We start from the raw sequence: 11497 nt of genomic DNA, 5'->3' as shown, positions 1-11497 counted from the left end.
ACGGAATGGAACCGGAATACCTATACAATCGACTCACCGTACACTTTCTTGAACAACTCCAGAATCAAAAGATCTCCTCCATGGTGCGAAAATCCATTCAGCCCTACAAGGAACTCATGAGCTATTACAGCTGCGCCATGATGGAAGTGGAGATGAAATTTAAGGTCTTGAGCGAGGAGCTCTCCATGCGCGACGACCGCAATCCCATCGAATCCATTCGCACCCGGCTGAAGACGCCGGAGAGCATTCGGGAGAAGATGGTGCGCAAGGGCTGTCCCCTCACCGTGGAGAGCATCGAGGAAAATCTCCACGACATCGCCGGTGTGCGGGTGATCTGTTCCTTCCCCTCGGACATTTACACCTTGGCCGACGCCCTATTAAAGCAAGACGACGTGCGCCTGATCGAGAAAAAAGATTATATCAAACACCCGAAGGCCAACGGCTACCGGAGCCTCCACTTAATCGTGGAGATCCCCATTTTTCTCCACGACCACAAAAAGACCATGAAGGTGGAGGTGCAGCTCAGAACCATTTCCATGGACTGGTGGGCCAGTTTGGAACACACGATTCGCTACAAAAAAGACTTGCCCGATTCGGACTTTATCGAAAAAGAGCTCAATGAATGCGCGGAAATGGGAGCGGCCATGGACGCGCGGATGGAGCGCTTGTACGGTATGGTGTGGGAAGGAAATCGCGATTTGTAAAAGGAGGACGGGGCGTGGCACTGTTTAAGAAATTCGAAAAGAAGACGCAAAAGGGAGCGGACAATAACGAGGCCGACACATCGGCTATGAAGGAGCAGTTCAGAAAAGTACAAATCGTCGCCGTGATTTCATTCGCCATCGCCCTGATCGCCATTTTTCTCAGCGTAAAAGAACATGTAACCATCGAAAGCCTCACCGCCGGCGTGGAAGGAAACTCCGCGCGGGCGGCGGGGTTTTTGTGGCTTCTTTTCGCCATTAAAAGCCTTTCCGTGGTCATTCCCCTGCCGTCGCTGTACTTGGCGAGCGGCCTTCTCTTTCAGCCCGTAAAGGCGGTGTGTATCAGCTACGTGGGGCTGGCCATTACCCTGACCATCCCCTACATCCTCGGGCGCTGGGCCGGCGGCGAAGGAATCGACTACATTACGGCCAATTACCCGAAAATAGAAAAAGTCCTTGAGTTTCAAAAGAAAAACGAGTTTTTCGCCAATTTTATCGTCAGGCTCATCGGCTGGTTTCCCTGTGACATTTTAAGCTTCTACTTCGGCGCCTCCAAGACGCCCTACATCACCTACCTCACGGCGTCACTGATCGGGTGCAGCATCGGCGTGGTGACCAACACCCTCTTGGGTGATGTGATTTTAAATCCCCTGTCCAAGCCATTCATTCTCCTCATGCTCATAAAAATCGCCATTTCAGCCGCCGCCATCGCTGCCGTGTACTTCTTGAATAAGGGGAAAAGCGACGGAAAATCGGAAGACTGATTCAGACAAAGTCCGTGAAAAAATAATGTGGAGTAAGAGCAAAACAATACTGCCTTTTCATAAAAAAGATGTTATAATCTAGTCCAACGGCAAAAGCGAACAGTATATATAAGAAAGAAGGTAGTGAAATGTTGCTGCACATGGGCTTGGACGTGGGTTCCACCACGGTAAAACTTGTGGCATTAAACGATAAGTCGGAGGTCTTATATTCTACTTATCAACGACATTTTTCCGATATGAAAAAAACCGTCGCCGATATTCTGACGACGGTTTCAAATAAATTTCCCGACGACGAAACCACCATCAGTGTCACCGGCTCCGGCGGAATCGCCGTGGCGGAATTTCTGAATGTTCCCTTTATTCAGGAAGTGGTGGCCGGCACCGCCGCCATCGAGGCCTATTTGCCCGAAACGGACGTGGCCATCGAGCTGGGCGGGGAGGATTCGAAAATCACCTACCTGCGCGGCAGTTTGGAACAGCGCATGAACAGCATTTGCGCCGGGGGCACCGGGGCCTTTATCGACCAAATGGCCTCCCTCCTGAAAACCGACGCCGCAGGCCTCAATGAACTGGCCAAAGAACACACGAAAATTTATCCCATCGCATCCCGCTGCGGGGTCTTTGCCAAAACCGACGTGCAGGCCCTTCTAAATCAGGGAGCGACGAAAGCCGACATCGCCGTGTCGGTTTTTCAATCCGTGGTCAATCAAACCATCTCCAATTTGGCCTGCGGCCGTCCCATTCGGGGGAAGGTCGCTTTTTTAGGCGGCCCCCTCACGTTCCTGGACGAATTGAAAAAGCGCTTTATCGAAACCCTGAATCTCGCAGACGACGAGATTTTGGCGCCGGAAAACGGCCAGATCTTCGTGGCTCTGGGCGCCGCCTTAAAGAGCGTGGATCACGCCCCCGTGAAGGTAAAAGATCTCTACGAACGGCTGGGACAGGAAGAGGACGTCCACGTGGATGCCGACGCCCTTCTGGAGCCTCTTTTTGAAGACGAGGCGGCCCTTGCGGCATTCCGCGCCCGCCACGCTGGCTGCGATTTGCCGAGGCGGGATCTGGCCTCCTACGCCGGCCCCCTTTACGTGGGGATCGACGCCGGGAGCACCACGACGAAAATGGTGGCCCTTTCCGATGAGGGCGAGGTTTTGTACGAAGCCTACGGCCCCAACAACGGCTCGCCCCTGGATCGGGTGAAGGTCTATCTCATGGATCTCTACGACCGCATGGCAGCCGACGCCTACGTGGCCTCATCCGGCGTCACGGGCTACGGCGAGGACTTTATTAAGGCGGCTCTCAAGGTGGATCGGGGGGAAGTGGAAACCATCGCCCACTTCCGCGCCGCCCGCTACTTTGAGCCCGAGGTGGACTTTATTTTAGACATCGGCGGCCAGGACATGAAGGCCATGAAGGTGAAGGGCGATGTCATCGAGTCCATTCTCTTAAACGAAGCCTGCTCCTCGGGCTGCGGCTCCTTCCTTCAAACCTTTGCCGGCGGCGTGGACTTAAGCGTGCAGGATTTCGCCGCCGTGGCCCTAAAAAGCGACGCGCCGGTGGATCTCGGGAGCCGCTGCACCGTGTTTATGAACTCCAAGGTGAAGCAGGCCCAAAAAGAAGGGGCGAGCGTGGCGGATATTTCCGCGGGCCTCGCCTATTCCGTCATTCGAAACGCCATTCAAAAAGTCATTAAAATTCGCGATCCGAAAAAATTGGGCGAGCACATCGTGGTTCAGGGGGGTACCTTTTACAGCGACGCCGTGCTCCGCGCCTTCGAAAAAATCACGGGCAGAGACGTGGTGCGCCCGAAAATGAGCGGCACCATGGGCGCCATCGGCATGGCCCTCATCGCCATGGAAGAAGGCGGCGATGCGAGCACCCTTCTCTCCCGGGAGGAACTGGACGAATTTACCTACACCACGAAACACGCCCGCTGCGGCCAATGCGCCAACAACTGCGCCCTCGCCGTGAATATCTTTAAAGACGGCAGCCGCTACATTACCGGCAACCGCTGCGAGCGGGGCGCGGGCATCGTGCGGGGGGAAGACGAAGCCCTGCCCAATCTCTACGCCTATAAATTAAAGCGGGTCTTCGACTACGAAAGCCTTCCCGAGGGCGCGCCCACCGTGGGCATTCCCCGGGTGCTGAACATGTACGAAAACTACCCGTTCTGGCACACCTTCTTTACGAAGCTGGGCTACCGCGTCGTCCTCTCCGACATGTCTTCCAGAGACCTCTACGAAAAGGGTCTGGAGTCCATTACCTCGGAGACGGCCTGTTATCCGGCGAAGATCACCCACGGCCACATCGAAAACCTCGTGGAAAAAAAGGTGGACGGGATCTTCTATCCGGCCATCTTCTACGAAGAACAGAAAATGGCCCGGGCGGACAACACCTTAAACTGCCCGGTGGTAGCGGGCTACAGCGAAGTCATTAAAAACAATGTGGAGAGCATCGAGAAAAGCGGGATCCGCTACCTGAATCCCTTCCTCTCCTTCGACAATCGGGAAAAGCTCGCCGAGCGCCTTTCGGAAGTATTCCCCGAGCACGACAAAAAGGCCGTGAAAGAAGCCGTGGCCGCCGCCTACGACGAAGAAGACCGCTACCGCGCCGACGTGCGCGCCGCAGGCAAGCGGGCGATGGATTTTCTCGAGGAAACGGACAGCGTGGGCATCGTCCTCGCCGGCAGGCCCTACCACGTGGATCCCGAGATCAACCACGGCATGGCGGAAATGATCACCGGCCTGGGCCTTCCCGTCTTGTCGGAAGACAGCATTGTGGATGAGGAAAACATCGACGGCAAGCTCCGCGTCCTGGACCAGTGGAATTACCACTCCCGCCTGTATCGGGCGGCGAAAATCGTCGGGGAAAGCGAGCACTTGGAAATGGTGCAGCTGAACTCCTTCGGCTGCGGCCTGGACGCCGTCACCACGGATCAGGTTAACGAAATTCTGGAGTCTTACCACAAAATCTACACCGTCTTAAAAATCGACGAGGTAAACAATCTGGGGGCGGCGAAAATTCGCCTGCGCTCTTTGATTCAAGCCGTACAAAACCGCACCTTGGATAAAGAAGCCGAGTCCATGTACAAAGATCCCGTGCTCTTTACGGAAGAAATGCGTAAGACCCACACCATCCTCATTCCGCAAATGGCGCCGATCCACTTCAGCCTCCTCGCCCCCATGCTAAAGAGCGAGGGCTTCAATGTGGAAGTGCTGCCGGATCTTTCCAATCACGTGGTAGACGAAGGGCTCAAGTACGTCAACAACGACGCCTGCTACCCCTCCATCTTTGTCGTGGGCCAATTTATGGAAGCGGTAAAAAGCGGCCGCTACGACACGGACAACTTAACCCTGCTTATGAGCCAAACCGGCGGCGCCTGCCGGGCCAGCAACTACGTGGGCTTTATCAGAAAGGCCCTGAAGGATGCAGGCTACGGCCACATTCCTGTCTTGGGCGCCTCCTTCCAGGGAATCGAACGGCACCCGGGCTTTCAACTGAGCAAGAGTCAGATGGTACGCCTCGGGAAAAAAGCCGTGCAGAATCTGCTTTACGGCGATCTGATCATGCGCCTTTCAAACGCCACCCGGCCCTACGAAGTGGAAGCCGGGGCCACGAAGGCCGTGACGGAAAAGTGGCTCGATCAATTAAATGCGAAAAATCGCCGCTACTCCCGGGCGGAATTTAAGAAAAACATCGACGCCATGATTGCCGATTACTCCGCCGTCGAAAGGCGGGAGGAAGTGCGACCGAAAGTGGGCGTCGTCGGAGAAATCCTCGTGAAGTATCTGCCCGAGGCCAACAATCACGTGCAGCGCCAATTAGAAGAAGAGGGCGCGGAAGTGGTGGTGCCGGACCTCACGGACTTTATGATCTACTCCTTTAAAAATGCGAAGATCAAAGAACATCGCTACGGCACGTCGAAAATGGGCAGCTTCTTTGCGGAAATCATGATCCGCTACGTGGAAAGCTACCGCCGCACCATTCGCGAAGCCCTGGCGGATTCCGCCTACGACGGCCCCGAAACCGTACAGACCCTCATGGCCTATGCCGAAGAATTTGTGGATCTCGGGAATCAATACGGCGAAGGCTGGCTGCTCACGGCGGAAATGGTGGAACTCATTCGCTCCGGCGCCGGCAACATCGTCTGCGTGCAGCCCTTCGGCTGTTTGCCCAACCACATTACGGGCAAAGGCGTGATTAAATCCGTGCGGGAAGCCTATCCCACGGCCAACATCATTCCCATCGACTACGACGCCTCCGCCTCGGCGGTGAACCAAACCAATCGCATCAAGCTTATGATGTCTCAGGCGGAGAAAAATAAATTCATAAACGACGACCTGGCGAAGAAACACAAAAAAATCGCCGCCGGGCGGTAAAACAAAGAAAAGCGGATTTCCGAGAAAGGAGATCCGCTTTTTGCGTTCTGAAGAGAGAGACTGTTTAACTTACCGTTCCGCCATAATGGTTTCGATTTCGTCGGGATTGATGCCCACCATGGCTTCGCCGATGTCTTCGCTCACTTCGGCGATGACGCTGTCGTCCATGTAGTTTTCTACGGCTCTCACGATAGCCTTGGCGCGTTTTTCGGGGTTGTCGGATTTAAAGATCCCGCTTCCCACAAAGACGCCTTCGGCACCGAGGCGGCGCATAAGGGCGGCATCGGCGGGGGTGGCGACGCCGCCGGCGGAGAAGTTGGCCACGGGGAGCTTGCCGTTTTCGTGGACGTAAACCAAAAGATCGTAGCTCACGCCCATTTCCTTGGCCAGGGCGTAGAGTTCGTCGGATTTGGCGCTTTTCACGTAGGCGATTTCGCCCATAATGGAGCGCATGTGATCCACGGCTTGGGAAACGTCGCCGGTGCCGGCTTCGCCCTTGGTGCGGATCATGGCCGCCCCTTCTTCGATGCGGCGAAGGGATTCGGATAAGTTACGCGCGCCGCAGACGAAGGGCGTGTCGAATTTCTTCTTTTCGATGTGGAAGGTGGTGTCCGCCGGGGTGAGGACTTCCGACTCGTCGATGTAGTCGATGCCGATGGCTTGGAGCACGGATGCTTCCACAAAGTGGCCGATGCGCACTTTGGCCATGACGGGGATTTTTACCGTCTTTTGAATTTCTTTGATCATCTTGGGATCGCTCATGCGGCTCACGCCGCCGGCGGCGCGAATGTCGGCGGGAATTCTTTCCAATGCCATGACGGCCACGGCGCCGGCTTCTTCGGCGATCTTCGCTTGTTCGGGGCTGGTGACGTCCATAATGACGCCGCCTTTCAGGGAATCGGTGAGTTTGATAAATGCTTCGTTCATGTGTTCCTCCTTGTGATTTATGTAATCTTTACAGTGACATTGTAGGCCAGATTTGGTACCATCAAAAGGATCAAATAAATAAAATTTGGAGGGACCAGATTGTTTACCATGCACTTTAACGGGGACGAGCCGCTCTATGAGGCCCTGTACGAACACATAAAAGACGCCGTGGCCACGGGCGCCATGAAGGAAGGGGAGAAGCTTCCATCGAAGCGGGACTTGGCCCGCCACTTGGGCCTGTCCGTGAACACGGTCACCGCCGCCTACGATCAATTGGTGGACGAAGGCTACCTCATCGCCAGGGAGCGGGTGGGCTATTTCGTGGCGGCCATCGAAAATCTCCACAAAAAAATCGCCCCGGCTTCGGCGGCGCCCGTGCGCGAGTTGCCGGCCTACGATTACGATTTCGACTTAAACAAAAATGCCGACTACCGCTTTCCGGACAATCACTTCAAAAAATGCCTCCAGTGGGCGGCGGAGCAGGAGGAGCCTTTAAACCGCAGGGAAAAAGAAGGGCTCGCGGAGCTCAGGGCCGCCGTGGCCGATTACCTGAAGGCCTCCCGTGGCGTGGACGTTTCTGCGGAAGACATTCTTTTAAGCGCGGGCATGGAGTATCTGCTTTTGATCCTCATCGCGCTTTTGCCGAAAGACGCGCCCTTTCGCCTGGAAAACCCGGGTTACATCCGGCTGAAGAAGATTTTCGAGCAAAACCGCGTCCCCTACGATTTCATGGCCGTGGACGAGGCCGGCGTGGATCCCGACACCCTCACAGATGAAAAGAGCATTTATCTCGTGACGCCCTCCCATCAGTTTCCCACGGGGAGCATTCTGCGGGTGGACCGGCGCATCAAGCTTTTAAACCACGTCAAGGCTACGGGAAGCTACATTATCGAAGACGATTACGACAGCGAATACAAGTACTACGGCAGGCCCATTCCCGCCCTAAAGAGCCTGGATGGCGTGGACCGGGTGATCTATATGTCCAACTTTTCAAAATCCCTCTCGCCCACCTTGCGCATCTCCTTTATGGTGCTGCCGAGGCCCCTTATGGCCCGCTACCGCCACTTGAGCCCGGTGATGAACTGCCCCATCCCCAATCTCGTGCAGCTGGCCCTGGCTCGGTACATGCGAGAGGGCCACTTCGAGCGGCGGCTCAATCGCCAGCGGAAGATTTACGACGAGCGGAGAAAAATCGCCGCGGAGGCTTTTTTAGGCGACGATCTCTTTTCCGTGGACGACAAGCGGGCCGGGATGCACTTTATTTTGACCTGCAAGGTGGATGGGAGCGAGGCGGAGCTCTTGGCCTATTTGAAGAAACACCGCATCCACATGAAGGGGCTCTCGGATTTCTCCCAAGGGCAAGGGCAGGAGGGCTATCCCCGCCTCATCGTGGGCTACGGCAACATGAGCGTGGATAAATTAAAAGAGGGCCTCGACGAATTAAAATCCCTCATAAAAAAATTTTCCGCCGCAAGCTGATTTTTTCGTGGAGGATGGACGTGCTTGTGTTACACTGTTTAATAAATACCAGCGAGGAGGAACCATGGGTTATTTACAAAAACGAATCGAAGCGGACGGGGTCATCTACCCGGGAAATGTGTTGAAGATCGATTCTTTTCTCAATCATCAAATCGATCCCAAGGTGATGAAGGAGATCGAGGCGGAGTTTTACGACTATTTCAAGGACCGAAAGGTGACGAAGGTGCTCACCGTGGAGGCCTCGGGCATTGCGCCGGCCATTATGGTGGCGGCTCATTTCGACGTGCCCATGCTCTTCGCCAAAAAGGCGCGCCCCGCCACATTAAAAGCGGAAGATGCCTTTGTCACCGACGTGTATTCCTACACGAAAAAAATCACCTCCAAGGTCATGGTGAACAAGGCCTATTTGACGGCGGAGGATTCCGTCCTGATCATCGACGACTTTCTCGCCAACGGGGAAGCGTCCCTGGGCCTGGTGGACATCGTGAGACAGGCCGGGGCCAAGGTGGCCGGCGTGGGGATTTGCGTGGAAAAATCCTTTCAGCCGGGCCGCGGGCGCCTGGAGGAGGCGGGGCTCGACGTGTATTCCATCGTGCGCATCGAGGCCATCGACTCGGAAAATCAACGGATCACTTTTAAAGAAGGGCATTAAAATAGCGGCCGGAAGCGAAAGGCTTCGTGGCCGCTTTTTCTTTTAGAAGGTATCTTTGTGTACCTTGGAGGAAATGTCGAAGTATTTTCTGCTTTGGATCCATTCGTCGGGGATTCCGAAGGGGATCAGACACAAAATGCCGTAGTTTTCGGGAATATTAAAGAGCTTTTTCACGATTTCTTCGGAGCTTTCCCCTGCCGAATTGGTTTGTTCGCGAATATTGATCCAGCTGGATGCGTAGCCTTCGGCGTGGAGCAAGAGGCCCAGATAAGCCGATGTAATGGTGGCTTCTTCGATCCAGGTGGGTTCCGAGGTGTCGTTGCCCATGACCACGATGATTTGCGGCGCATCGGCCAAATACTTCGTGCCGAAACGCTTTAATTCGGCCAGAGCCTTTTTCTTTTCGGGATCTTCCACCACGAGAAATTCTACCGGGTGGGCGTTGGATTTACTCGGGCCCATGGACGCGTAGGTAAACAGTTCCAATAAGGCCTCGTCGTCCATTTTTTGATCTTGTTTGTACTTGCGCATGGAGCGTCTTTTCTTTACCATTTGTTTAAAATCCATAAATAACCTCCTTCAGTCGCGAAAAGCTCGCGGGAATCGTTTCGTATCTTTCTTACTTATACCCAATAAATATCTTTGTAAAGGTTTCACAAGAAGTTCAACTTCGATGGGTATAGTCATAGTAAATAAACGATGTGAAACTCAGCAGATAAAAATAGAAAGGAATCCCATGGAACCAAACAGAGATTATGGCGGTGAAAACCGCACCACAAGCTATCACTACGGCGGAAAAAAGAAGAGGCGAGGCGGCTTTCTCATCCTCTGGGCTCTGATCTTTTCTTTGATCGGCGGCGCAGTGGGAAGCGTCATCACCTACAAATACATGCCGAAGCCCGCCGTGTCGGAAGGCCTGAAGCCGCAAGTTCAGCCTCCGGCGGACAAGACGAGAAAGCACGAAGCCGGCGTCGTTGAAAGCGTGGCTCAATACGCCATGCCTTCTGTCGTGGGGATCACCACCTCCACGACGAAAAACACCTTAATGGGCCCCATGGCCGTACAGGGAAGCGGCAGCGGCTTTATTCTTTCGGAAGACGGCTTTATCCTCTCAAACGCCCACGTGGTCGGCGCCAAGGGCAACAAAGTCAAGGTGCTTTTAAACGACCAATCGGAAGCCGAGGGCAAGGTCGTATGGTCCGACGAGACCATGGACTTGGGCCTGGTGAAGATCGAAAAGAAGGGCCTTACGCCCCTGCCCATGGGCGACAGCGACAGCATCAACATCGGCGAGACCGCCGTGGCCATCGGCAATCCCCTGGGCCTCGACTTTCAGCGCTCCGTCACCAGTGGGGTCATCTCCGGACTGAACCGAAACATCGGCGAAGTGCAGGGCAATTACATGGACGGCCTGATCCAAACCGACGCCTCCATTAACGCCGGCAACTCCGGCGGGCCCCTCTTAAACAGCGAAGGCCAAGTCATCGGCATTAACACCGTGAAGATTTCCTCGGCGGAAGGCCTGGGCTTTTCCATTCCCATTAACACGGCGAAACCCATTGTGGAACAGGTCATGAAGACCGGCGACTTTAAATCCGTGGCCCTGGGGATGAGCGGCTACACCGTGAGCGCCGTGGAACGCAGCGGCTACGATTTGGGCACCGGCGGCAAAGGCGTCATCGTCGGCGGCGTGGAAGCCGAGTCCCCGGCCGCCGCATCGGGCCTGAAGGTCAACGACATTATTCTGAAAATGGGCGATACGGAAATCCAAAGCATGAGCCAACTGAGGCGCGAGCTCTACAAGTACAAGGCCGGCGACACCGTGGATGTCGTCGTGTCGAGAAACGGCAAGAAAGAAACCTTAAAGCTCACCTTCACGGATTATCAAGTGCCCGCGGTGGGCCAAGAAGAAGGCCTGCGCCGTCTGATTCCGGGCTTAAATAATTAAGGCTCTATAATATCCATTGGGGAGTAAGCTCCTCAATGGATATTTTTGTGCAAAATGATAGCACTTGTTTTCCCTATCACCTAAAATTAAATCACCACAACATAATAAAGGGGGTCAAACAAGTGCAAACAATATTACCACATTACTTTTAGGAATCCAAGATGTTGAGGTCACCGGTGTTTCAGAAGAAAGAAGCCACATTACCATTGATTGCAAGCCCGTTCACGATCGGGTGTGTCCACACTGTGGCTCGTCCCACGCCTGGGTCCACGATCACCGGGAGCAAGTCCTTCGGGACGCACCGATGCGGCGCAAGCACGTGTTTCTTCGCGTCAAAAAGACACGCTATGATTGCAAGGATTGCGGCACGCGCTTTGAAGCACCTCTCTCCTTTGCCGCCAAGGGCAAGCAGATGACAAAGCGCTTAATTGCCTATGTGGTGGATGCTTTTCGAGATATCCGTTCCGTGTCGGAGCTGGCGCGAGAAGTAGGCATTTCAACGACGAGTATTTTCCGTATCGTCGCTTGTTTGTTTGTGCCCCGTCAACGGCTGCCTCGCGTCTTTTGTATCGACGAGTTTAAGGGCGACAGCGGCGGAAGCAAGTACCAGACCACCTTAGCCGATGGGGAGGCCCATCGGATTATCGACA

Annotated in this window: 9 protein-coding genes and 1 pseudogene; 8 read left to right on the top strand and 2 right to left on the bottom strand. The window is 54.6% G+C overall.

All coding sequences use genetic code 11. The annotated features are described in order from the left end of the window. Window positions 1-5 precede the first annotated feature (5 nt). The 3 genes from DG046_RS07905 (at window position 6) to DG046_RS07895 (ending at window position 5841) form a co-directional block, all read left to right on the top strand. Window positions 6-704, top strand: a complete 699-nt coding sequence (locus tag DG046_RS07905; RefSeq protein WP_108831969.1) for a GTP pyrophosphokinase — start codon at window positions 6-8, stop codon at window positions 702-704. 14 nt (window positions 705-718) lie between these two features. After that, window positions 719-1465, top strand: a complete 747-nt coding sequence (locus tag DG046_RS07900) for a TVP38/TMEM64 family protein (RefSeq protein ID WP_234411487.1) — start codon at window positions 719-721, stop codon at window positions 1463-1465. Between the two features lie 128 nt (window positions 1466-1593). After that, the gene (locus tag DG046_RS07895) at window positions 1594-5841 is read left to right on the top strand and encodes a 2-hydroxyacyl-CoA dehydratase (protein WP_108831967.1); all 4248 of its coding nucleotides are present in this window, start codon (window positions 1594-1596) and stop codon (window positions 5839-5841) included. Between the two features lie 69 nt (window positions 5842-5910). On the opposite strand, the gene pdxS is transcribed toward DG046_RS07895, so the two are convergent. After that, the gene (gene pdxS / locus DG046_RS07890; protein WP_108831966.1) at window positions 5911-6768 is read right to left on the bottom strand and encodes a pyridoxal 5'-phosphate synthase lyase subunit PdxS; all 858 of its coding nucleotides are present in this window, start codon (window positions 6766-6768) and stop codon (window positions 5911-5913) included. Between the two features lie 108 nt (window positions 6769-6876). Between pdxS and pdxR the strand changes: the two genes are divergently transcribed. Together pdxR and DG046_RS07880 are read left to right on the top strand one after the other, a co-directional pair. After that, entirely contained in the window at window positions 6877-8247 is a 1371-nt protein-coding gene (gene pdxR, locus DG046_RS07885; protein WP_234411490.1) for a MocR-like pyridoxine biosynthesis transcription factor PdxR, read from the top strand. Window positions 8248-8311: 64 nt separating this feature from the next. After that, window positions 8312-8899 carry a xanthine phosphoribosyltransferase gene (locus DG046_RS07880; protein WP_108831964.1) on the top strand — a complete coding sequence of 196 codons (588 nt, stop codon included), beginning with the start codon at window positions 8312-8314 and terminating at the stop codon, window positions 8897-8899. Between the two features lie 42 nt (window positions 8900-8941). Here the strand turns inward: DG046_RS07880 and DG046_RS07875 are convergent, their stop codons facing one another. Next, the gene (locus tag DG046_RS07875) at window positions 8942-9466 is read right to left on the bottom strand and encodes a nitroreductase family protein (protein WP_108831963.1); all 525 of its coding nucleotides are present in this window, start codon (window positions 9464-9466) and stop codon (window positions 8942-8944) included. A 169-nt stretch (window positions 9467-9635) separates the two neighbouring features. Here DG046_RS07875 and DG046_RS07870 point away from each other — a divergent pair, with 169 nt between their 5' ends. The 3 genes and pseudogenes from DG046_RS07870 to DG046_RS07865 form a co-directional block, all read left to right on the top strand. Continuing rightward, the gene (locus DG046_RS07870) at window positions 9636-10847 is read left to right on the top strand and encodes a S1C family serine protease (protein WP_108831962.1); all 1212 of its coding nucleotides are present in this window, start codon (window positions 9636-9638) and stop codon (window positions 10845-10847) included. A 232-nt stretch (window positions 10848-11079) separates the two neighbouring features. Continuing rightward, a pseudogene (locus DG046_RS10030) lies at window positions 11080-11151 on the top strand (hypothetical protein); the annotation flags it as partial. Then, window positions 11152-11497 (top strand): helix-turn-helix domain-containing protein (locus tag DG046_RS07865; RefSeq protein WP_234411486.1); only part of this gene is annotated, 346 nt, incomplete at its 3' end. It lies immediately after the preceding pseudogene.

The sequence above is a fragment of the Aedoeadaptatus coli genome (assembly GCF_900343085.1).
Taxonomy (GTDB): Bacteria; Bacillota; Clostridia; order Tissierellales; family Peptoniphilaceae; genus Aedoeadaptatus; species Aedoeadaptatus coli.
The sequence above is the reverse complement of the archived record's forward strand: the minus strand, read 5'-3'. Positions and strand labels throughout refer to the sequence as shown.

Excerpts from the sequence above, each read along its gene's own strand:
- DG046_RS07905 (WP_108831969.1), top strand. The coding sequence starts at position 6 with ATGGAACCGGAATACCTATACAATCGACTCACCGTACACTTTCTTGAA.
- DG046_RS07895 (WP_108831967.1), top strand. The coding sequence starts at position 1,594 with ATGTTGCTGCACATGGGCTTGGACGTGGGTTCCACCACGGTAAAACTT.
- pdxS (WP_108831966.1), bottom strand. The coding sequence starts at position 6,768 with ATGAACGAAGCATTTATCAAACTCACCGATTCCCTGAAAGGCGGCGTC.
- pdxR (WP_234411490.1), top strand. The coding sequence starts at position 6,877 with ATGCACTTTAACGGGGACGAGCCGCTCTATGAGGCCCTGTACGAACAC.
- DG046_RS07880 (WP_108831964.1), top strand. The coding sequence starts at position 8,312 with ATGGGTTATTTACAAAAACGAATCGAAGCGGACGGGGTCATCTACCCG.
- DG046_RS07875 (WP_108831963.1), bottom strand. The coding sequence starts at position 9,466 with ATGGATTTTAAACAAATGGTAAAGAAAAGACGCTCCATGCGCAAGTAC.
- DG046_RS07870 (WP_108831962.1), top strand. The coding sequence starts at position 9,636 with ATGGAACCAAACAGAGATTATGGCGGTGAAAACCGCACCACAAGCTAT.